The organism is Paenibacillus donghaensis, assembly GCF_002192415.1.
In the GTDB taxonomy this organism is placed as follows: Bacteria; Bacillota; Bacilli; order Paenibacillales; family Paenibacillaceae; genus Paenibacillus_AQ; species Paenibacillus_AQ donghaensis.
Genome location: NZ_CP021780.1, coordinates 4,927,526 through 4,948,882, shown reverse-complemented (window position 1 = coordinate 4,948,882; position 21,357 = coordinate 4,927,526). Strand labels below are relative to the sequence as shown.

Genomic DNA, 21,357 nt, shown 5'->3' with positions numbered 1-21,357 from the left:
GAGCTTTAATGAAAAAGTAATCGTGAATTAAATGATTGCTTTGGTAGTGCTGGTCAAAGATGCGAATATTGTTGAACGGAATATTGGAAAACACCGCATCAAAACGAGTATTTCTCCAATCTACTGTTTCGAAGCCCTGGAGGTGAACTGTGGCTTGAGGGTACAACTGTCGAGAAATTCTGCCGGTCAGTTGGTCCAATTCCACCCCGTGAAGCTCGGCTTGCTCCCATTCCGGCGGCAGTACAGAGAAGAAATTGCCTGTACCCATGGATGGCTCTAACAGCTTGCGTCCAATTCCATTTGTTAGCCCAAACCGCTGTAAGGTAGTATAAATCGGTTGAATAACCGATTGTTCGGTGTAAAAGGCAGTAATTGTAGAATTACGTGCTGCGTCGTACTCTTCATTATCAAGTAATTGTTTCAACTCGGTATATTCACCCTCCCACCCAGATGCCGTAGGGTGGAAAGCATTCGCTAATCCGCCCCAGCCCACATAACCGGCCAGGATCTGTTGTTCTTCCGCTGTAGCCTGACGCTGGTCGGCTTCAAGATGTTTAAGCAAGCGGATTGCTTCTACATTTCGCTTATACTTGCTTTTGGGGCCGGACACATAGGGAGAGGCTTCAGGATTAAAGTGATAGTTGACGGCATGGATAGGATCGGCGGTAGAAGGGGGAACTATGTTGAACGTATCTTCCTCAAAAGCGGTCCCCTTAGCCTTGGTAGGAGGTGTTGGAACAGTAGATGTATCTTCTTCAGACAGTTTAGGCAAGATTTCAACTGACTCCATAGAGTGGATGTCTAGTTCCTGTTTTTCTTCGTGGGATTGTTGTTCGGCAAAGTCGAATAAAGTCCACTCCATTTCTTGCAGCGGGAAGGGGGAGAATTGTTCATCATAACGTCCTTCCCCAATCAGCCTTAAAATCATAGCTGCTATCCTATTCCAGGTAAGCCCTTCTCGATGGGGTCCATCAGCTTCCTTCCATTCCAATTCCATTCCTTTGCTAGTCGTCATATATCCTTTCAGGTCATTGTCAAAGCTGGCCCATGCGCCCCCAATTCCATAGACTACTTTGAGCAGTGGGACAAGAGCGGCAGGTTTAACGGGATGCTGCTCGGTCACAAATTGGTAAATGCGTGGTTTAATCACTGATTTTCCCTGATCACTACGCAACAAGTACTCCAGCATTTCCTCGGCAGTATGTTTTTCTGCACCGTCGTCAATTTCAGGCGTAAAAAAAGAACCGCTTGCAGGCGGCTCCGGGGAAGGGGGTTGCTTAAGAATAGCGGGAGGTGAAGGTGCGGTTATCTCGGTCTCAGCACGATTTCGTTCAGCACCAGTTCTTCTGCTGTCGATTTGATCTGATTCAGATGGCGCGTCCGCACTAGGGTATCCTCGGTCTGCGGCATCGGCTGGAGCCGAAGCAGTTGCTCGCTCAACTGCTCTAACCGTTCCAGCGCTTCCTTTTCGACTTGGTGTATTTTCTCCATCAGATCGCCTTGCATTTGAAGAATTAGGAAGCGCTGTGGGTGATGGTTGCGTAGATGGTTCAGTGCCATCCGCCCATACTTGCCTAGCGGCTGCTGGTTCGCTTCCGGATTGCCCGAGATTTGCAGGTCGGGATATAGCAGACCGTCGATCTCGTGATAGGTTAGGCTCGGATGTTCCTTCTTGTTCATAAAAGGTACTCCTTTCGTTTTCCATGATTTTAATATATCGGGCAATATCGTTAAGCAAGCTGCGGGCGATGTCATTTACCTGATAGCCCAAACGAGCGACAAGAGGAAGAGTATCCAAATGCGTAATGGTGGCGAAATCAATTCCATTAGGCTCCGGCAGCCGGCAGCGGAGGTGGATAAGATAGCGAACGCTGTCCATTATTAGATCAGCCATATGTTGCTCTAAGCCATGCAGGGGGAGTGTACCAAGAAAGTGATTCTCGACATCATGCTCGAAGTCTTGCAGCAGCTCATCCCAAGCAGAACCAACAGATGCTTTGGTCAGATCGAAGATGGCATTGGTAAGGTCCATGGTGTCATATGAAGTCAAGCGTCCTGCTAATTCAACTTGGTCAATTTGTTCCAGATTCCAGAGTGCAGGAGCCGATTTCCCTGTAGTTTGAGTGATATCAAACAGGTGATTCAGCACAGGACTCCCCAGCTGAAAATCGCAAACGGCAATGCTCTTTTCACCCTTGTTCACATAACGACCTATCTGATTCCAAAGGGGGAGAGGAGCCAGCATGGTGGCAGTTGGTTTCTGAGAATAGATCAGCAGACTATTATCAAAGGAGTATTTATAGATTCCAGCAGCGAATTCCAAATAATCCATCCAATTTTTCGATGAGTGTGAAATTTGTGATACAGCAGATGTATAGATTGCCTGGAGCATATCAACACGAGCCACGATGGTTATCCTCCCTTCCTATGGATCGTGTGACTCTTATTGTTCCAGCTCATCATAGATATCTTTGTCTGGTACAAAGGGAAGCCAATCTCGTTTGATATCCACGGCATAGGCTGGATAGCGAAGCTTGATTCCTTCAAAGAAATATGGCATGAGTCCATTATCGAACAGATAATAGGGGCTGAAAGAGTGGGTCTCATCTTCATGTTCTCCCGTATAGCCCGAATAGAGGTTAAATGCGAGACGGGTAAGACGGACCGTTGTTCCTGTCTGCCAGCCGTTGTTTAAGCCCTCTAGCCTAATGTTGTCTTCTCTGAAATCATAGAGATTATTAATGTGACTGCGAGTATCTTCTGTAAGGCCTAACAGATAAAACAGAGCGGATCGGTAAGGATCATGTTGACGCTCAGCTCGAATGACATTACCTTCATAAAACTGTTCATGGGCCAGATCTTTGAATACCATTAAATTTCCTCCTCTTCAATTAAGGGATGTTGTTCAGGCTCTGACTGGAGCGAAAAATATAGGGTTAAAGCTTTATCGATGATTTCCTCAACTTCTGCGGATTTACTCTCAGGAGAGAAATATTTGGCATATACTTTATGCTTTAGCTTGAATGGAGCAGGAATCTTACTTTTTGGCTTCCGGCTAGACCCACCGGAAAGGATCGCTGATGCGGCTTGCTCAGTGAAATTGCGATTTTCTGATTTTGCTCGAAGCAGCTCGGATTTTTTCATATCTACTTTAAAGCCTTGTTCATGAATTAAAGATTCCACGGTTTGTTGTTCTTGCGGTTTCAGGTAAGAGAGATCGACGGCCGGGCGAAGTTTGATTTCACCTTGATCGACTCTTTCCATGAGTTCTGGTAGAAGATGATTCAAGCGCAAATATCGTTTGATATTGGTTGGGCTCATATCGTTTTTCTCGGAAACTTGATCCACACTCCAAGTTCGCTGTCCCACTGGGACAGTGGACTCAGAATCCTCGGTGTTATAAGGGATCTCGCCGTTTTCAAGCTGAGTTATTTTACTTTGTTTTTGCTTAGCTTCTTTGCAAGCTTCAAGCTGCATCTTCAGAGCACGAGCAAGTTCACTGGGCAACATATCCTGAATGGAACGTTGATGAAAATTGGTGTCCACCACGATAATTACAGCTTCTGCTTCCGTCAATTGTTCTTTAACAATGGAAGGGATATAAAGTAACCCAGCGGCTTTAGCGGCATTGACGCGATTATGCCCAGAAAGAATTTCATAGGAATCTTGTTCCATTGGACGGACTATAACAGGAATTAGGACACCGTTCTCCAAGACGCTTTCGATTAGGTCATCCAGTTTTTTGCCCTCATAGAGCTTGAATGGATGTTTATGAAAGGGAATAAGGCTGGAGAGTAGAAGAGAAGTGACTCCTGAATTTTCAGGGGATGATGTTGTAAGGTTGGGCCCTTCAGACAAAAGTAAAAGCTCATCAATGCTTGAAAGCTTAGGCGTAGGTCGCTTATTGCTCACCTTGCATCAGCTCCTTCGCTAAACTGCAATAAGCTGTGGCTACCTTCGACTTAGGATTGAATTCAATAATGCTTTGACTATAAAAATTCGCCTCTCCGACTTTGACTGAGAGGGGGATTTGAACATCAAAGATGCGGACGGTTTCCTGGTAATAAGCTTTTACCAACCGAAAGGCCTCTTTATATAAATTGGTTCGGGTATCACACATGGTCATTAAAATACCCGCTATGCTAATCCCCGGATTAATTCGTTTCTTTACCTTAATGATAATTTTTAGAAGCTGAGTTAGGCCTGTTGCTGACCACAGTTGAGGGTTTACCGGAATTAACACACTGTTACTGGCCGCAAGGGCGTTTATAGTTAGTAGACCAAGAGAGGGGTTTGTGTCTATAATGATATAGTCATACCTTTGCTTCATGGATTCCAGCAATGTGGTGAGAGTTTTTTCTCCACCCATTTCATCTCTTAAATTAATCTCAGCAACGGATAGTTCAATGTTGCTGGGGATAATGTCTATATTGCCATGATTATGAATGTATTCTTTAGGATCCGGCAGTGGTTCGTCGCTCATGAGGGCATTCATAATATTGAACATTGAAAACTTAAGCTGATCTGGATTTTCAATTCCAAAGCACATGCTCAGATTGCCTTGTGGGTCGAAATCAACCAGCAGCACTTTTTTATCTTCATGGGATAAGGCGCACGCCAGATTATAGGCGGTGGTAGTCTTGCCTGTGCCACCTTTCTGATTGGCAATGGTGATAACGGTTGTTTGTGTCATTGTAAAAACCTCCCCGGAGGTTTGCTCCGAACATATTGTCAATGGTAGGGAGCGGGCTGGTTCTCTCATTTTTCTCTCCGAGTTCTCTCGTAGTTCTCTCCTATGCCTAAATTTGCTCTTCTTTTTACTTGTTGCCGGAAACCCTTGTGGCTCTAAGGAAAACACGAAAAACCGTAAAAACCCTTGATTCTACAAGGTTTTTTGCGGATTGTAGGTTCCCTTATATTCCACTGCAGGGGGTTAAAGTCCGAATGACTTCTAAGACTTAAAATCCTGCGGTACGTGAGTACCGTACGGGTTCGACCCCCGTCCTCGGCACTAGAACAACAAGGGTTTCAGCTCATTAGAGCTGGAACCCTTGTTTCTTTTTAAACGGATTTGCTAACATTTTGCTAACGGCGCCTCTTTTTCGTGTAGATTCGAGGTTTCCGATATGCTCGGAATGATGTTTGTACTGACTTTACGACGAACGGTTCAAGCTCATGCTTTGCGTTCGAGAATTCTGTCACGCTCCATTCTCAGTCGCTGGATTTCTGCTCTAATGACTTCTTTACGACTAGGTAATGTATTCTTGTCGCTATGCTCCAAAGCAAACTTTACATGGAGTCTGGCTATGTCCAGCAGCAAGGAATGGATTGCCACATCATCTAATGCTAACCAGGCTGTGTGTTTCATTGAGTGGCTTCCTTTGCTTTTTTGGAGAAAAGTTCGTTGATCTTTTGCGCGGTATCTTTTTTTGTCTCCATATCAATGTGGGTATAAGTATTGGCTGTAATACTAATTGTAGAATGACCAAGCCATACCTGAATTTCTTTCAGGCTTACTCCATGTTTAATCAAATAGCTGGCTGTTGAGTGTCTAAGATCATGAAATCTGATGTGCGGCAATTCGTTCTTTGCGAGTATGTCCTTGAATTTGTGGTTCAGGTATTCTGTCTTCATGGGACTGCCATCAGGCCAGCAGCATACAAGACCGCTATCGACGTAATCTTTGCAATATAGCTGCTTGTTTTTCTTCCTTTGTTTCTTGAGATGTAATAAGTAATCTTCGAGTTTTTCCATCAAGGGCAAAATACGCTGGCTGCTTTCGCTTTTAGGTTTCTTTACGACGACCTCTTTGCCGTACTTTACGCGAACCTCTTTAATTGAGATTGTCTTTTCTTCGAAATCGATGCAATCCCACTTCAATCCAAGCACCTCAGAACGTCGAAGTCCATAATGAGCTGCGAGATATACTGCCGATTCTATCGGTGTACCCAAACAAACCTCGAATAGCTTTTCGAGCTGTTCGACAGTGTAGTAGCTGGCATTGAACTTCTCCTGCTTCGGAAGTACGATTCGATCAGCGGGATTAAAGAGGATCAAGTTCATTCGTAATGCGAATTTTAATGCACTTCTGATATTAGCGTGGTGTCTTCTTAATGTTTTAGCGGATAATCCTTTTTTGCCAGTCGATGGATCATCTTGATACTTTGTCTCATAATATTTTTGCAGATGCATGGGTTGTAATTCTTGTAGGAGTATATCATTCTTACTTATGAAGTATGGGATGATATGCTTTGTTACAATCATCTCATAACCTTCCCAAGTCGTTTCCTCCACCTCACTTTTAATAACGTTATTAAGCCAATTCAGCATAAATTCAGTGAATTTGAGTTTTCGCTGTGGCTGAACGAAACTGTTGTTGTCTATCTTCGTAAGCGTTTCTCTCAGGAATTTCTCTGCATCTGTTTTCTTCTCGCATTTGGTATTAATCCACTTTTGCTTCCGGTTCCCGGACTCGTCCTTTGTTTCAACAATGATGTACCAGTATTGATTGCGTTTACGTAAGCTGCCTTTCATGTGCTTCGACCTCCAATGGTTTTATTGAATATGAAAAAGACAGGAGCGTAATTGCCCCTGCCTGCGAAACTGCTATTTGATTACATGTATTTAGATAAATCCATTCGCGCTTTGCTTAGAATATATTCTTTTACACTTAGTATAGGAATTCTGTACGTATGTCCAATTTTTATGGACTTAATTTCGCCGGATTTCAGTAGTCTATAGGCAGAGTTTCTGCCAATTAACAATATGTCTAAAAGCTCTTCGACGGTAATAACTTCTGGATAATCTTGCAGCATAAATGCTAATCACCTCCTGTTCGTGGTAATAATATATATTTGTCTGCTACGACAGTACACTTCTGAAATTGTTATCCCGTACCTTATGTTATCTGTTCATGCCTAACGTTGTTATTTTTCACCTTTCTCGGTTATTGTCTATACGTCATGGACTTCAAAAACATATCAAGTTATAGTAAAATTACAGATTCCCAAAAATCCCAAGTATCCCGGAATTCCCAAAAAGATTTGTGCATCTGCTATTGCTGTAAAATGTATACGATAATATGCTTACAGACGTAAATCTGATTCGATTATCTTAATGTAATAGGATATATTCTTTTTTACTCACGACGACAAAAGGGTGACATTATGGTTAATGACGTAGGTATCCATTGCTCTGAAAAGTATGTGTATTATATCAATCGGAAAAAGAACCCAGAAGAATTCAGAAGAGTTGAAGAGACCATGGGTGTGATGAATGCTATTTTCTCGGAAATGAGCGAGGATTTTCTGATTGAAGATCACAAGATGATGAAAGTAGTACGTAAAAGAATTAATCAAGCGAGGGACGAAATAGAGAATATAGATGAACCGAATTCGGAGGTGAAGAAAGGTAAAGGATTAACACAAGGTGCATTTATTTGCAACTTCTTTGTTGTTCCAATAAACCGCCTTCGCGTTTACGATTTGCAGAAACAGAAGACTACAGAAGTAGGGCTTAATGTTAAAGTCTATACCCGAATCAACAAAAAAGAATATAAGTGTATCCAACTTGACTTACTTAACGAAACGTTGGCTAACTCGAAATGGATTGACCCCAATTATCTTGATTATGATTTCTTTCTCTATAGAGAGAATATATATCCTTATTTATTACGGGCTATTAGACTTGCCACTCGGTTGTTAGATGACGATGATGCAAAAGTTATATTTAATGATGAAATTGGTTGGGTAGACAACTTTTATGGAAGAGACAATTCGGGCTATTTGCGATATATAAAAGATTCCAGAGGTTATAAATGGATGGAATCAGAAGATATGTCAATTGAGATTGATCCCATGAAATTCAATGCGGTTATCTTTTTAAACGCTGTTCAGGGGCTTATTCATAAATCTGAATTCCTTGAAATGGATAATAGCTCAAAGCTTCAAGAAGACTTTATTGGATGGGAAAATGAAAACATTTGGGCAATAAAATACAGTTTGATTAAGCCTCATGTTACGAACGAACTGAAAAGGACGGGACGGAATTTCAAAATCGACAACAAGCTTTACGCTTTCCTTTTTAAACAAGGCATACTATCTATTGAAGGGGATGTTGAAGGCGTTTTTCGACCTGATGCCAAAATTGGGAGTGCTAACAAAAGAGCTTTAGTTTTAGATAAAATGCGGTTCCATGAGTTTATAGAGGAAAACCAACATATTATAGAATAAATAAATGAAGTACATGACAGCAATAGCCTGCTGAAATGTACTTTTTTATTTTTCTTGTAACAGTACTTTGACTTAGATAATAATACCCCTCCGCCAACTAGATGTTGTCATGTAGGCTTTGGGGGTGTTGGAGGTGCTGTTCATTCATGGTGGATATGATGTATCTGGTATATGCAATGACTAAGAGAGAACATGATAGAGCCTTTACATTAATGCAGACATACTTAAAAAAATACTTCAATACGGGCCAACTCCGTAAAGATAAGTATGATAAAAATGCCCGTATCACAAATGCATTCTCTGAGTTTGGTTTTCAAGAAATTCGACTGCGAGCTGCGTCTTGGGGCCACTATTCTATAGAGGTGCGTTTACGTCCCAAACTTACTATTGATAAAGATGGATACTATTGCGTAACAAAAGTATCTGAATTTGAAGGGGTTCGTAATGTCTTTAATTATGTATTACAGGATATTCTCTCCTTGAAAGTCCCCGATTTTTTTGATTGGACAGCTAAAAGAATAGAAGCTGCTGTGGATATAAAGCTACCAGAACAGTTAATTCCCAAATATTTATCCTTATTTAAAAAGGGATTCATTCCAGATTACTTCTGGAATAATCATAAAACCAAGGCATACTTCTCTTCCATTACTAACTGTTACTTGATGTCAGAGAATAAAACGGTCAATTGGTATAATCGTTATGAGACACTTTTAATCAAAGAGAAGGAATCAAGCAAGAAATTCAGAGATTTTACAATGACAAAGGGAATACTCCGATTTGAAACTCAAGTTCGAGATGGAAAAGAAACTGTGAAGGAATTATTAAGCCAAGAAAGATTGAAAAATGAAGTCATAAAGTTTTACAAACTAATCGTTGGGAAAGGTGATTATCATACCTTAAAGAAGGCAGAGCAAATAATAAATCTAAGGGTGCCCAATTTTCTGAAGCGTCGAACACTCATTTCTTTGCTTAAATTCATCGAACATTGCGGTGGAATCACTAAAGCAAAAGAAGTTTATATTAATGGTGAAAATGCTAAGAAATCTGCTGATAAATTTGGTAAGCTTCTTAAGAAGCTTAGGGATTTGAATATTAATCCTGTTCTAATTCCTGAAGATTGGGATATTGATTTTATTGAAAATCTTTATGCGGAAATTGAGGAGGGATTTGAATAAAATGAAGCCCGCGATAAATTAATTCACGGGCTTCAAGTGAGCTAATTCTAGTTATTCTTCTTCACTGTACATATCGTACAAATCTTGTGCAGTTTCGACCACATCAAATTTGTTTTCAATCGTTTGGCTCACTGCATCTACAGCAGACTCTACTACACGTTCCCAAAAATCACTCATCGTTTAATTCCTCCAATAATTTATTTTGATTAATGTTTCCAAGCTTTAAGGCCGCTGAGTGTTCCATATCCAACACCAAATAAGTAACCAACGGCTGTTCCAGCGCCGGGGAATATTGTAGTGCCAAGTGCTGCTCCTGCTCCTCCTCCGATTAGTGCGCCAGCTGCGGTCAGCGCTGTCTTCCCGGCAGTTTCAATTACTTTATCCATGATTCTCACCTCCTCTCAGGGATTAACGCAAAATAAACGGGAAGAGCTAATGCTCCCCCGTCTACTGATGATTTTATTTTGTTTGCTGCTTTTTGCTTAAAGGTGGTTTGAACACTCGAACTAACTTTAATAGATACCCGATCAAGTAAAACGGCGTTACTGCCCAGCCAACAAATACAGATAAGATGATTTTGTAAACGATATAATTAGAGATTGTTGTAAATACTGTGATGTTACGTTGTAGTTTGCTTATGAACTTCCAACCAAATGGTATAGAAAGAAGAATATATATTTCAATCATGGCTTTATATCCTCCAATAAATCTGAATTATGCTTTTTGAAGAATAGTACCTTCTTGTTTTTTGAAGGATAGAGTTGCTGAATTAATGGCATTTTGAACAAAAGGGTTGGCATTATAGGCATGTATGTATTCTTTGATACCTGAATTATGCCGATTAGTGATCATACTCTTTTTCTTGAATTTTGAAATGACAGAATACGTCTGTTTTTTCTCGTCAATCCAGATTGTATGCACAGTCTTATTTTTAAAAACAAAGCGAACACGTCCCTGCCCTTTTTCAACTGTGAAATCAGGATGGGCGAAAGTACTCAACCGCCCGTATAACTGTTCATTTGTAATCAGTGCTGACATAGGATGATTTGCGAAGTTTAACTTCAATAATCTCACTCCGGCTATTCCGTTTACAATCATATAGGCTAAAGCCCATCCAATAATAAAACCAATAAACAAACCAAAGCCCAGACCCCCGATTATCATAAAAGCAATGCATGATACAGGAATTAAGCCGTAGTACCATTTTCTATAGCCATTCATAGGGTTCTTTAAGACTATAGGTTCTTGGGCAAATATATGCTTGCCTGAAGCACTGTTCATCATTATTTTTCCTCCAATTTTATAGATTAAGCTAATTCAATAACTAAAAGACTAACGGCTCTTTAAGTTACTTTATTGTTTTTAATAATCATATTTGTATTGTCCATCAGTACTTCCAGTAGACACTGCTTAATGGTTTCAGGGGTTATAGTTAAAGTTGAAGGATAGCAACTGCTTTTCACACCTCCCTTCGGATCATAGAACGTCAATAAATCAACTAAGGTGATCTCCAGAGCAACCGAGATTTGTTCTATTATTTTGATTGTAGGGTTCTTCTCTCCACGCTCAATCTGCCCAATGTAAGATGTGTTTACCCCTGCACTTAGTGCAAGCTGCTCCTGACTGAAACCATTTTTTAACCGTAAAATCCTGATATTTTCCCCAATAGATTCGATGCTGTTCATTTCCCTTCACCCCTAATCAAACGATAGAATTTTTTGGTAGGAGGCTCAACAGGATATAGTGCGGATTTCAACGCCTATAGTAGAGAATTGATACGGAGTGTGGTTAAACCGTGGATAAAAGCATTTAAAAATGGTTTTTCACACCTACTTATGTGAGGGACGTTCAAATTGGAGTTAATGAAATTTAGAAATGACCGTGTTCTTTCAAACTGTAGAAGCGGTTGCCACCAATAATTACATGATCAAGGACTTCTATTCCTATGATTTCCCCAGCGGCTATGAGTCGTTTTGTTAGATTAACGTCCTCAATGGATGGCTCCGGGTCTCTGCTCGGGTGGTTATGAGCGCATATGATCGAGGCGCTACAGCGTCTTATCGCTGCATAAAATACTTCTCTAGGATGGACGATAGCGGCGTTCAGAGAGCCTATGGAGATGATCTCCTTAGAAATTACATAGTTTTTTGTATTGAGGAATAGACAGATGAAATATTCTTTTGTAGAAAATTTGAAATCAGGCTCAAGCAGTTCAAATGCATCTTTAGGACTACGTATTTTAACTTGCTCTTGGGATGATGGAATCGTGAGCAGTTTGGCCAGCTTCAACATTGAGGTGATTTGTCGAGCTTTTCCCATACCAATACCTTTTATTCTTACTAATTGTTGTTCAGATACATCCATTAATTCTGAGGTTGTAGGGAACTCCTCAAAGAGTTGCTGTATAGGATAGCTATCAGGTCGTTCTCTTAAGGATTCAGATATCAGTTTCTTTAGTTCTTCATTGTTATGGTGATTCATATAACGCCTCCTGATAGTATTTGGGAGAAACAAAGAGTCGGACACAATTTAATGTTTCCTGATTCTGCATTCAGTTTGACCACTCTCGAGGACTACCTATCATGTATAGGTATCAGAGATATAATATAGAATTAAAATTTAGGGATAAACGATTAGTATTGGGATTCTACTCGACAATAAATAGTCTTTTTTGACTGCGTTTTTATCCAAAAGCAGGAAAATTGTCGCATGAAATAGAATTAAAGTAGAATTGCATTTGAATTGGGGGATAGAGGATCATGTGGAAAGATAGTGAAACAGAACTTGACTTTTTAGATTTTGATTATTTAATCAATATTCTTAAAGATATTATTGCTGATGAAACATTATTGCCTTCCAGCGTGGGGGTGTATGGTGATTGGGGAAGTGGAAAATCCAGTTTAATAAGTATGAGCATGAAAAGCTTTGAAGATGATAAAGATACAATATGTATGGTGTTTAATGGATGGCTCTTTGAAGGATACGAAGATGCTAAGACTGCATTGATGGGGAGTATTTTAGATACTATTCAGCAAAAAACAAAGTTGAGCGAGAAGGCTTTAAAATGTATAAAAGGGCTATACAAGAGTGTTGATAAATTAAAACTGTTAAAAAACGGTCTGAAATATGGTGCGGATTTTTTTTTAACTGGAGGAATCGGAACAGTAGCAGATATAACTTTGAATAATGTAATTTCGAAAGTTAAAGAAAAATCAGAAGACTTAGAAACAGAGAGTATTATTGAAGGAATGAAAGATGAATTAAGCAATAAAGAAATAAGAGAAGATATAAAGGAATTCCAAAAGAACTTTTCAGTGTTGTTAAAAGAAACAAGCATTAAAAGATTGGTAATATTTATTGACGAATTAGACCGTTGTAGTCCAGAAACAATTCTTGAGACGCTAGAAGCGATTAGGCTATTTTTGTTTACAGGTAATTCAATATTTATTGTTGGGGCTGATGAAAGACATATTTCTTATGCCGTCAAGAGAAAATTTGATAAAATAGAAGGTCATCAAATTGACATAGGCAAAGAATACCTTGAAAAAATTATTCAGTATCCAATTAGGATTCCAAGGCTTAATTCAAAAGAAGTTGAACTGTATATTACCTGCCTATTATTTGAAAAGGACTTAACTAATGATGAATTTAAAGAAATGATGAATTTTATAAATGCCGAAAAAAGAAGCAATTTTCTTAATTTCTCTATAGATTATTCAGTACTCAGTGCTTCACTGCCCGAATTAGCTGAGAAAGTAAAGGATAGCTTATCAGTTGCTAAACAACTCTCTTCTGTTCTAGCCAATGGACTAAATGGTAACCCAAGGCATTGCAAAAGGTTTCTAAATTCTTTGGTTATGAGAGAAAAAATGGCTTGGTACAAGGATGTCCAATTAGATAGAAAGATACTTGCGAAAATAATGATGCTTGAGTATTTTAAGTCTCCATTATTTCGCCAAATAGCCCAATTAGCATCTAGTGAACAAGGTAAACCTCAAGAGCTGAAACTACTGGAATCTAAACAATTAACTGAGTCTAATGAATTAAAGTTGTGGAAGGACGACGCATGGGTACAGGATTGGTGTAATATCGATCCTTATTTATCTGATATAGATCTGATGCCTTACTTTTATTTTTCAAGATCCTCTTTAGACGAAAGATTTGATACAAGTGTTGTAAAATTAAGTCCGAAGGCTCAAAAAGTCCTTGGAAAATTGTTAAGTAAAACAAGGACGGGCACAACTGAAGCTCTTCAAATGTCGACAGAAATCAATGATTCTGAATCGGGTGAAATACTCCAAGCTGTTTTTACAAAGATTGTTTCAGACACTAGCATAGATACAGATAATTTTAAAGCTTTTTTAGATTGGGGAAAGACCAAGGAGATTTTATATTCAAATGTTTTAAGTAATCTAACCGGACTGTCTGGAGAGCGGTTAACTCCTGCACTAATAAAGTTAGTAAAGGATTTCATGGATAAATCTAATAAACAGCTCGAGGTTTTAGAAATAACTGAGCGTTGGTCAGTAGAAAATACGTCTTTATCAGCTATGATACAAAGAGAGTTTAGAAGATAAGGAGGGAGAACATGGGGACATCAAGTATATATGGAGGTCCAAACGATAGAAATCCATTACTACCAGAAGGATTCAATGATGATTTGGATAATGACCAAGAAAGCAAAGCTGATGATGAAAATAGTAATAATCCTGAAAAGGAGGATACTCCAGTAAAAGGTTCTTGGCAAGAAACAAAAAAAGCAATGTCTCAGTATATAACCGGAAGTTCTAATAGTAGAGGAAGAGTTGTAAGTAATTATGTTAAAGCATCAGGAGGTTCAAGAGCTGCTTCAAATCAAGCTATCTCAGGAAAAAGCTCAACTGTACAACTTGGAAGACTACTTTTAAGTATTAGTCAAATAGGTATACTAAGAACTTTTGAGAAGCTGCACATCGATTATATCGGTAAAAGTATTGAAACGTTGTTGTCCGAAATAGTAAATCTGATATCGCCGAATTCTGACACAAAAGAAGATATTATAGCTAGAAATGCTACTATTGAGGTTCAGTGTATGATCTATGAGTTTATCGAGGAAAATCAAATGGATATTACGTCGTTAGATAGAATGAATGAAGTCATATTTGATGAAATTATGAGAAGTTACGTTAGTACTTACATATTCGAAAGAATGTTAAACGATTTGCAAAGTAGATTTGAAAGATATGCGGATAATGCTCAAATAGCGTTGCAAAAAGAAAAAGAAATAAGAGAATACGTTAAGGTTTCCGTTGAAATAAAGTTCGATGATATTAAAATGAGTAAATTGGATTATAACGATAAAAGTATTGATAGTATCATTGGCAATTTGTATAGAGAATGCTATGAAGTGCTGGAGGTGAGTTTGTGAATATTGTTTGCAAATTAAGTGAAGCGGATGATTTTGTTATAGACTCTCATTTTATTGAATATAATGTTAATAACAGCGGACAATACACTTATACATTTTGGAGTAAAGAGTCTATAAAAAAATTAATAAACTTACCGAATTTTATTTCTAACATTGGGTTGGATTTTTTATATATTTCCTTATTTGTATTTGGTGCAGATAGAATTAGCGACAGAAATTCTACTTATGACTCATGGACACGAGTGTATAATTTATATATACCCGTACTAGAATTGGATAAATGGAATAATAATAAAGAATTGCTCGAACAAATGCTGAATTATTTAAGTGGAGATAAGTGGAATATTATTTTTAGAAGTAGAGAGTATACTCAAATGGAAATTAGAGCTAGAGAGAAATATAAAAAAAGAAGTGTTGAAAAAGAGCTTGATGTAAAAAAAATTTGTATGTTTTCTGGAGGCTTGGACTCCTTTATCGGAGCTATTGACGCATTGGAAGAATGTTGTGATAACGTTTTATTTGTCAGTCACTATGGTGGAGGAAAAGGTGTAAAGGAATACCAGGATCTATTAAAGGCTAAATTGTATAAAAAATATACGGTTAATGAGGATCAGTTTTTCAGTTTCCATGCAGCAGCTAGGGATGGTAAAGAAGATACAACTAGAACACGATCATTTATGTTTTTTTGCCATGCGATAGCTCTAGCTACAAGTATTAATACAAGCATTGAATTATTAATACCTGAGAATGGCTTAATTTCATTAAATATACCACTAACAAATTCACGACTAGGAAGTAGTAGTACACGTACAACCCATCCTTATTACTTAGATATGTTACAAACACTTATTCAAAAGTTGGGATTATCCATTAGTATTCGTAATCCGTACCAATTTAAAACAAAGGGTGAAATGATTTTAGAGTGTAAAAATATGAATTTTTTAAAGAGAAATATATCTAATACAATGTCTTGTTCACATCCAGATCATGGTAGGATGTTAGGTGAAAAGGAAGCATGTCACTGTGGAAATTGTTTGCCCTGTGTTATTAGAAGGGCGGCAATTCTTAAATCAGGATTTAAGGATTATACTGTTTACAGAGATATTGACTTTAAAAGTGGTGAGACTGCCAAGGTGAATTTTAATTCCTATATGTTGGGATTAAACAAGTATCAAGAAAAAACTGCGTTTTTATCTGTGCAAAAGTCAGGTCCAATAAAAGCAGATATTGATAAATATGCACAAATTTACATAAGAGGTATGGAGGAATTGGGAGAGGTGCTGAATAGGATTAAATGAATAACTTTAAATTTGATACACATATGCATTTAGATTTATACAAAAATATTAATGAAGTTATTGATTACATTGAGTTAAATAAATCATATACAATAGCAGTGACAAACCTACCTTCCTTATATGAAAAATATTGTAGAGAATATCTAAATTTAAAGTACATTCGTTTCGCTTTAGGTTTACATCCGCAATTAGCTTTTCAATATAAAAACCAGTTACCACTCCTGATTAAAAATATAAAGAATTCTAAATATATTGGGGAAGTGGGATTAGATTATGTTAAAGAAGATCTTAATAACAGAGAAGTGCAACGTAATGCCTTCGCAGAGTTGATTGCCCAGTGTAATAAATATGGAGAAAAAATATTAACTGTTCATAGTAGAAAAGCAGTCAATGATGTACTATCAATAATAGGTGATTCGTTTAATGGTAAGGTAATAATGCACTGGTTCAGTGGAAATATTACTGAGTTAAAGTTAGCCATAAATAATGGACATTATTTTTCTGTTAACTTAGACATGGTTAATAGTAAGAAAGGAATGGAATTAATAAAAAACATGCCTTTAGATAGAATTTTAATTGAGAGTGATGCGCCATTTACTAAAGCTACTAAAAAGCTATATAATTTAGATTTTATAATAAGAATTGAAGAAGGCTTATCAAAAATCAAAGGGATCGAATTAGATTCAGTAAATGATATTTTGAAAAATAATTTTAAGCAACTATTAGATGCATAGATAAAGAAAGAGTAACTGATATCCCATTATTCATAAAAATCTTAAGCAACAAAACTCCTACCAAACGGTGGAGTTTTGTTGCTTATCCAGCTCATTATTGATGTTAGGACATTCTAAATTAAGTTGGGAGATATTCTATATGCAGACTAACATTGAAATGAAAAAACTAGCAATTGAAATAATTGCAACTCTTGTAAATATAAAAAATCAAATGTACGAGTATATACTTAAACCTGCCGGTATAAATAAACAATATTTTGCAGACTTATTAAAGAGGCGAAATCCAGATGGAAAACAATTAACTAAAAGAGAAATGGGGGCTATCATTCTAGATGCTTTGGAAGAAAAACCAGAGAATCAAAAAAGTATACGAAAGATAATAAGTATTGGTGCGCATTGGTCACAATTTCATTTGGCGGGTAATGAGATGCAGGCAAGGGCCACAGTACAGAAAGCTAGAGAAGTTCTCAATTTAATTGAAATCATGGAAGAAAAAGAAGTACGTATTTTAAATGAGGAACGTGAAAAAGAAAAGAGATTATTGAATGAAAAAAAACAGAAAGCAAAAATAGAAAAGGAACTTGAAATAAAGAAAGGTTCTGAACTTTTATTATTGATGTACGACGATCTTGTTGTCATGAAAGAAAATCCACAAAAGAGAGGATTTATGTTAGAAGAACTCATGAACATGCTTTTTAATGTTTATGATATTGCTCTTATGGAAAGTTTTCGTAGAAATGATGGTGGAGAACAAATTGATGGAGCCTTTAAAATAGATGGCTGGCATTACATAGTTGAAATTAAATGGACTACCCAATTAACAGATATTAGACAATTGGATTCGTTATATGGAAAAGTAGCTCGTTCTGGAAAACAAACCATGGGCTTGTTTGTTTCAATAAGTGGTTGGTCAAATCATGTTATACCGTTAATGAAACAACATCCTGACAAATCGGTTTTTCTAATGGATGGTTACGATTTGAGAAAGGTATTGTCACAAGAAATATCTCTAATCGATTTATTACAAAATAAAATTGCTAAGTTTAACATTGAGTCGGAGCCTTTTGTAAGTGTAAGCTTATTGATATAGTAAGAGTCAAGTAGTCTTGAAGTCTCTAAAAGAAAAATGCCTTTTTTTAAATCTTCTAGGAGAGCGTTATGAAACTAAAAGTCCAATTTAAAAATAAGTTTCAGTATATGGTTCAGATCCAAATGCAGAATATTATGTTAGTAATAATTGGAATTTGTTAAATTCATTCAGGAAAACCTTAAGATTCTCTTTCTTGTATCTTTAGTTATTGTTTTCTTCCAGAGTTTCATAAGACCTATGTATACAAGAATGAATATTGTATTTTTAAATAATAAAATTGTAGAATGTTTTTCTACGATTTTAAAGATTATTCAAGGGATTTTCATGCTTCATCTAACATAGTGTTTACGCATCAGATATACGCCCTCGGTTTGGTTTGAGGGACTTCGAGGAAGAGGGAGCAGTCGGACACACTTGGCATTCACCAAGCGTCGTGAATACGAGAACGTTAGAGGAAATTAGATGAAATCAATGCTAAATGCTACTTATGATAGGGGAAATTCAAGATGTCTTTTCCAAAAAGAAATAAAAATCAATTAAAGGGAACTGTTGGCCAGACATTTTTCCAGCACTATGTGAATGCTGAACTTAATTGTATTTATCACCCAATCAACCAAGAAAATGATTTTGGAATTGATGGGTATATTGAACTTGTGGAAAATGATAATGTCTCTGGAAAGCTTATTGGCATTCAATTGAAGCATGGAGATTCCTTTTTTAGATCAAAAACTAGTGGGGGATATAAGTTTGTTGGTGAGACTAAGCATTTGAACTACTATTTAAATAGTCAATCTCCAGTTTATATTGTAATAATGGATGGGGATTTTCAACGAATGAATTGGGTAATGTTTGAAATTGATAAAACCTCACCGAATAGTGGCGATGGCTGGTGGATAGAAGTCCCAGAAGATAATTTACTTATAAGTAATTTTCAAGATGAACTTTTTCAAACTGTAGGTCCAATTATTAATTACGAAGATCAAATAAAATATAATTGGGCTATTGACGCCACCCTTCAAGGTGCCAGTTTCAGAGTTGTAGCAATTCCAAAAAAAGAAATACTTACTGGCAGCTTTGACTATATTATAAATTTTATAGAACGACTATCGAAGAATAAAGACATTCTGATAAAATCAAGATCAACTCTAGATATTTTTTTCCCAGCCTATGATGAAGATGATAGAGAAATATTCCAAATACCAGAGATAATGGACTGGCTAAAAAAATCAGTTGAGGTAGGGATTCCATGGTTTTACTTTTTGGATACTCGTGAAATGAATACTGGATTAACATTACTTATGCACTCTTACTGCAGGAAAATTAAGACAGTAAAAAGTGATGAAGGATATTTGGCAGAGTTTGATAGGCATGATTTGAAAAAAATTATAGAAAAGAATTACATTAACCTCAATATCTATACAGAAGAAAATAAACTAAGCCTAGAAATTAATAAAGAAATTTCATTGGGGATATTTGAGTACTTAAAAACATATTTACAGGAAAGTTGATATTATTAATTTTTTTCACAAGGGCATAGATATCAGATGAACATAATATTCAAGCAACCCTAAAAAAAGGGATTTACTATCTTGGTAGTTGTAAAATTATTTAACGTAGTCATGAAGTGAGCTGATCGATAATTAAAAGGTGAACTCAAGACTGAGTAATTAATGCTTTTATTTAGATTGCGTTTCCATTTGACGTTATGAGTCTTAATAAAGTATTCTTACAATGTCTGATGGGTATGTATTAAACTTAAGATTTAAGAATCTATAATTCAGGTGATACTAATGCTTGTTAATGACCAATATGTTAGAGCAATGCTTATAAATGAACTAAAGATAAATCATGGTAATGACTTAAACACAAGAATTATTAATGAGTTAGGGATCGACTTTGGAGCTTCCAGAGTAGATGTCGCAGTTGTGAATGGAATAATTCATGGATATGAAATTAAAAGTGATAAAGACAATCTAAATCGGTTACCAAGACAAATTAGTTTTTATAATAGATTATTTCAACGAATGACCATAGTATCGTCTAGAAAATATTATGAACCAATTTGTGAAATGGTTCCGGAGTGGTGGGGAATAAAAATTATAAGTGCTGATAGCACTCGTTTGATTGAAAAGAGAAAAGGTAGGTTACAAAATAATCAGGATAAAGAGTTATTATTAAGATTATTATGGAAAAAAGATTTAGAGGGATTAGTGGATTTTCTTAGCCTTCCTAAAAAAATTAAAAATCTAAAAAAAAATCAACTTCTTGAGATTTTTTCGCAAGAAGCTGACTTGAATTTACTTAGGGAATACACATACCAAGCTCTTAAAAATCGTCCAAATTGGCGAAAGGAATTATAACAACCTTGCAGTAAGTTCAATATGATGATTTATCCCAAACTCAATTGGTTTGGGATGGTTACTGATAATGAGTTTTTTCTCAGCACATTCTTTAATTGCCCAATCGCCGTATGAAAAGTCTGCCCCTGAATAAACATCACTTTCTATTATTTCCTGACATATGGCTATAAAACTCTCTACTCCATTTTTTTCTAATATACTAGATTTGGCAATATAGTAATCATCTTCTGTGGTATAGAATAATTTCAAATAAGTATTATAGTAATTTATATCATTTCCTTCAAATTCTGGCTTTAATCTTACGGTATAATCTCCATACTCAATATATGGATAGCCTTCTTGTAACTTTCTAAACGTTTTCAAGTCTTCTCTTTGACAGATTAGAGTAAATGAATTTGGGGCTGCTTTGTTTGCATCTTCTGGACAAGAAGTCAATGCAAATACAATTCTTTGAAAGGGGAGACTGGAAAAAACTTTGATTGAAGTTTCCATACGAGTGAGGCTTATTGGAGAATTATAAAAATCAAGTATGAGAATATACTTTTTTTCATTGTTTAGTCCAATAATTTCTTCAAGAATCCGCTTTTGAACAATCTCCTCCATAGGAGAATTAAAAGCATGACATCGAATTCTAACTGCTATTACTTCAGAATTTGATGTCAACACAGAATTTATAAACCATTCAGGGGAATCGAAATGTACACAAGGAATAAAATTTAACTGTGCTTCCTCCATTGCCATAATACAATGCTGAACTAAATCAAAACCATTTTGATCTTTTAATTGACGAATCTCTCCTATCTTTTCAAAGGCTGAAGAGAAATCATAAATAAAAGTCATTTCTCCTATTTTTCCCCTTAAGTACTTTCCTAATGTTCGAAAAGTAGTCCACCATTGTTCAATTTTATCTTTAGCAATTATTTTAGATTCTAGAATTGGAGTTATCCAATCGATAGTCTCTTCTTTTAAATGCTCCAAAGCTCCCATTTCTGCATTTGAGATTTTAAGTATTGGGTAATAAGTCATATAATTCTCTCCTTCACTGAGTATATTCTCCTGCAT

22 protein-coding genes are annotated in these 21,357 nt (G+C 36.7%); 9 read left to right on the top strand and 13 right to left on the bottom strand.

The window, feature by feature from the left end; all coding sequences use genetic code 11:
• Positions 1–1,305: 1,305 nt before the first annotated feature.
• The 7 genes from B9T62_RS22705 to B9T62_RS22665 all read right to left on the bottom strand — a co-directional run bounded on the left by B9T62_RS22705 (position 1,306) and on the right by B9T62_RS22665 (position 6,815).
• Entirely contained in the window at positions 1,306–1,680 is a 375-nt protein-coding gene (locus B9T62_RS22705; protein ID WP_087917382.1) for a TnpV protein, read from the bottom strand.
• Between the two features lie 763 nt (positions 1,681–2,443).
• Positions 2,444–2,872 (bottom strand): DUF6075 family protein, encoded by a 429-nt coding sequence (locus B9T62_RS22690; protein ID WP_087917379.1) that lies wholly within the window; start codon positions 2,870–2,872, stop codon positions 2,444–2,446.
• Positions 2,872–3,912 carry a ParB N-terminal domain-containing protein gene (locus B9T62_RS22685; protein WP_087917378.1) on the bottom strand — a complete coding sequence of 347 codons (1,041 nt, stop codon included), beginning with the start codon at positions 3,910–3,912 and terminating at the stop codon, positions 2,872–2,874. Before B9T62_RS22685 ends, B9T62_RS22690 begins: the two co-directional genes overlap by 1 nt.
• Complete coding sequence (locus B9T62_RS22680) at positions 3,902–4,693, bottom strand: ParA family protein (RefSeq protein WP_087917377.1); 792 nt, start codon at positions 4,691–4,693, stop codon at positions 3,902–3,904. The genes B9T62_RS22685 and B9T62_RS22680 overlap by 11 nt, the downstream gene beginning before the upstream one ends.
• 480 nt (positions 4,694–5,173) lie before the next feature.
• Positions 5,174–5,368 (bottom strand): hypothetical protein, encoded by a 195-nt coding sequence (locus B9T62_RS22675; protein WP_087917376.1) that lies wholly within the window; start codon positions 5,366–5,368, stop codon positions 5,174–5,176.
• Positions 5,365–6,534 (bottom strand): tyrosine-type recombinase/integrase, encoded by a 1,170-nt coding sequence (locus B9T62_RS22670; protein ID WP_087917375.1) that lies wholly within the window; start codon positions 6,532–6,534, stop codon positions 5,365–5,367. The genes B9T62_RS22675 and B9T62_RS22670 overlap by 4 nt, the downstream gene beginning before the upstream one ends.
• Positions 6,535–6,614: 80 nt before the next feature.
• Entirely contained in the window at positions 6,615–6,815 is a 201-nt protein-coding gene (locus tag B9T62_RS22665) for a helix-turn-helix domain-containing protein (RefSeq protein WP_087917374.1), read from the bottom strand.
• A 351-nt stretch (positions 6,816–7,166) separates the two neighbouring features.
• Between B9T62_RS22665 and B9T62_RS22660 the strand changes: the two genes are divergently transcribed.
• On the top strand, positions 7,167–8,231 hold the full coding sequence (locus B9T62_RS22660; RefSeq protein ID WP_087917373.1) for a hypothetical protein: 1,065 nt from the start codon (positions 7,167–7,169) through the stop codon (positions 8,229–8,231).
• A 146-nt stretch (positions 8,232–8,377) separates the two neighbouring features.
• Entirely contained in the window at positions 8,378–9,406 is a 1,029-nt protein-coding gene (locus tag B9T62_RS22655; RefSeq protein ID WP_087917372.1) for a hypothetical protein, read from the top strand.
• A gap of 51 nt (positions 9,407–9,457) precedes the next feature.
• Here B9T62_RS22655 and B9T62_RS41320 read toward each other — a convergent pair whose 3' ends face one another.
• The 5 genes from B9T62_RS41320 to radC all read right to left on the bottom strand — a co-directional run bounded on the left by B9T62_RS41320 (position 9,458) and on the right by radC (position 11,887).
• Positions 9,458–9,583 (bottom strand): hypothetical protein, encoded by a 126-nt coding sequence (locus B9T62_RS41320; RefSeq protein WP_281257643.1) that lies wholly within the window; start codon positions 9,581–9,583, stop codon positions 9,458–9,460.
• 29 nt (positions 9,584–9,612) lie between these two features.
• Complete coding sequence (locus B9T62_RS22650) at positions 9,613–9,792, bottom strand: hypothetical protein (protein WP_087917371.1); 180 nt, start codon at positions 9,790–9,792, stop codon at positions 9,613–9,615.
• Between the two features lie 328 nt (positions 9,793–10,120).
• Positions 10,121–10,690: a hypothetical protein gene (locus tag B9T62_RS22640; protein ID WP_087917369.1), complete on the bottom strand. Its 570-nt coding sequence runs from the start codon at positions 10,688–10,690 to the stop codon at positions 10,121–10,123.
• Positions 10,691–10,749: 59 nt separating this feature from the next.
• On the bottom strand, positions 10,750–11,091 hold the full coding sequence (locus B9T62_RS22635) for a helix-turn-helix domain-containing protein (protein ID WP_087917368.1): 342 nt from the start codon (positions 11,089–11,091) through the stop codon (positions 10,750–10,752).
• Positions 11,092–11,275: 184 nt separating this feature from the next.
• Positions 11,276–11,887, bottom strand: coding sequence for a RadC family protein (gene radC, locus B9T62_RS22630; RefSeq protein ID WP_087917367.1), 612 nt, complete (start codon positions 11,885–11,887; stop codon positions 11,276–11,278).
• 278 nt (positions 11,888–12,165) lie between these two features.
• Here radC and B9T62_RS22625 point away from each other — a divergent pair, with 278 nt between their 5' ends.
• From B9T62_RS22625 to B9T62_RS22595, 7 genes are all read left to right on the top strand, one after another.
• Positions 12,166–13,983: a KAP family P-loop NTPase fold protein gene (locus tag B9T62_RS22625; RefSeq protein ID WP_087917366.1), complete on the top strand. Its 1,818-nt coding sequence runs from the start codon at positions 12,166–12,168 to the stop codon at positions 13,981–13,983.
• An 11-nt stretch (positions 13,984–13,994) separates the two neighbouring features.
• Positions 13,995–14,813 (top strand): hypothetical protein, encoded by an 819-nt coding sequence (locus tag B9T62_RS22620; RefSeq protein ID WP_087917365.1) that lies wholly within the window; start codon positions 13,995–13,997, stop codon positions 14,811–14,813.
• Entirely contained in the window at positions 14,810–16,111 is a 1,302-nt protein-coding gene (qatC, locus tag B9T62_RS22615; RefSeq protein ID WP_087917364.1) for a Qat anti-phage system QueC-like protein QatC, read from the top strand. Before B9T62_RS22620 ends, qatC begins: the two co-directional genes overlap by 4 nt.
• Positions 16,108–16,845, top strand: coding sequence for a Qat anti-phage system TatD family nuclease QatD (gene qatD, locus B9T62_RS22610; RefSeq protein WP_245863990.1), 738 nt, complete (start codon positions 16,108–16,110; stop codon positions 16,843–16,845). Before qatC ends, qatD begins: the two co-directional genes overlap by 4 nt.
• 139 nt (positions 16,846–16,984) lie before the next feature.
• A complete protein-coding gene (locus tag B9T62_RS22605; RefSeq protein ID WP_087917363.1) occupies positions 16,985–17,935 on the top strand; it encodes a hypothetical protein in 951 nt (316 codons plus the stop codon).
• 506 nt (positions 17,936–18,441) lie between these two features.
• Positions 18,442–19,443, top strand: coding sequence for a DUF4365 domain-containing protein (locus B9T62_RS22600; RefSeq protein WP_087917362.1), 1,002 nt, complete (start codon positions 18,442–18,444; stop codon positions 19,441–19,443).
• 282 nt (positions 19,444–19,725) lie between these two features.
• Complete coding sequence (locus B9T62_RS22595) at positions 19,726–20,295, top strand: sce7726 family protein (protein WP_087917361.1); 570 nt, start codon at positions 19,726–19,728, stop codon at positions 20,293–20,295.
• On the opposite strand, the gene B9T62_RS22590 is transcribed toward B9T62_RS22595, so the two are convergent.
• Positions 20,290–21,321: a beta family protein gene (locus tag B9T62_RS22590; RefSeq protein WP_157793970.1), complete on the bottom strand. Its 1,032-nt coding sequence runs from the start codon at positions 21,319–21,321 to the stop codon at positions 20,290–20,292. The genes B9T62_RS22595 and B9T62_RS22590 overlap by 6 nt on opposite strands.
• Positions 21,322–21,357 lie beyond the last annotated feature (36 nt).

Excerpts from the sequence above, each read along its gene's own strand:
- B9T62_RS41320 (WP_281257643.1), bottom strand. The coding sequence starts at position 9,583 with ATGAGTGATTTTTGGGAACGTGTAGTAGAGTCTGCTGTAGATGCAGTG.
- B9T62_RS22705 (WP_087917382.1), bottom strand. The coding sequence starts at position 1,680 with ATGAACAAGAAGGAACATCCGAGCCTAACCTATCACGAGATCGACGGT.
- B9T62_RS22655 (WP_087917372.1), top strand. The coding sequence starts at position 8,378 with ATGGTGGATATGATGTATCTGGTATATGCAATGACTAAGAGAGAACAT.
- B9T62_RS22675 (WP_087917376.1), bottom strand. The coding sequence starts at position 5,368 with ATGAAACACACAGCCTGGTTAGCATTAGATGATGTGGCAATCCATTCC.
- B9T62_RS22605 (WP_087917363.1), top strand. The coding sequence starts at position 16,985 with ATGCAGACTAACATTGAAATGAAAAAACTAGCAATTGAAATAATTGCA.
- B9T62_RS22600 (WP_087917362.1), top strand. The coding sequence starts at position 18,442 with ATGTCTTTTCCAAAAAGAAATAAAAATCAATTAAAGGGAACTGTTGGC.
- B9T62_RS22595 (WP_087917361.1), top strand. The coding sequence starts at position 19,726 with ATGCTTGTTAATGACCAATATGTTAGAGCAATGCTTATAAATGAACTA.
- B9T62_RS22650 (WP_087917371.1), bottom strand. The coding sequence starts at position 9,792 with ATGGATAAAGTAATTGAAACTGCCGGGAAGACAGCGCTGACCGCAGCT.
- radC (WP_087917367.1), bottom strand. The coding sequence starts at position 11,887 with ATGAATCACCATAACAATGAAGAACTAAAGAAACTGATATCTGAATCC.
- B9T62_RS22635 (WP_087917368.1), bottom strand. The coding sequence starts at position 11,091 with ATGAACAGCATCGAATCTATTGGGGAAAATATCAGGATTTTACGGTTA.
- qatD (WP_245863990.1), top strand. The coding sequence starts at position 16,108 with ATGAATAACTTTAAATTTGATACACATATGCATTTAGATTTATACAAA.
- B9T62_RS22665 (WP_087917374.1), bottom strand. The coding sequence starts at position 6,815 with ATGCTGCAAGATTATCCAGAAGTTATTACCGTCGAAGAGCTTTTAGAC.
- B9T62_RS22625 (WP_087917366.1), top strand. The coding sequence starts at position 12,166 with ATGTGGAAAGATAGTGAAACAGAACTTGACTTTTTAGATTTTGATTAT.
- B9T62_RS22640 (WP_087917369.1), bottom strand. The coding sequence starts at position 10,690 with ATGATGAACAGTGCTTCAGGCAAGCATATATTTGCCCAAGAACCTATA.
- B9T62_RS22680 (WP_087917377.1), bottom strand. The coding sequence starts at position 4,693 with ATGACACAAACAACCGTTATCACCATTGCCAATCAGAAAGGTGGCACA.
- B9T62_RS22690 (WP_087917379.1), bottom strand. The coding sequence starts at position 2,872 with ATGGTATTCAAAGATCTGGCCCATGAACAGTTTTATGAAGGTAATGTC.
- B9T62_RS22660 (WP_087917373.1), top strand. The coding sequence starts at position 7,167 with ATGGTTAATGACGTAGGTATCCATTGCTCTGAAAAGTATGTGTATTAT.
- B9T62_RS22620 (WP_087917365.1), top strand. The coding sequence starts at position 13,995 with ATGGGGACATCAAGTATATATGGAGGTCCAAACGATAGAAATCCATTA.
- B9T62_RS22590 (WP_157793970.1), bottom strand. The coding sequence starts at position 21,321 with ATGACTTATTACCCAATACTTAAAATCTCAAATGCAGAAATGGGAGCT.
- B9T62_RS22670 (WP_087917375.1), bottom strand. The coding sequence starts at position 6,534 with ATGAAAGGCAGCTTACGTAAACGCAATCAATACTGGTACATCATTGTT.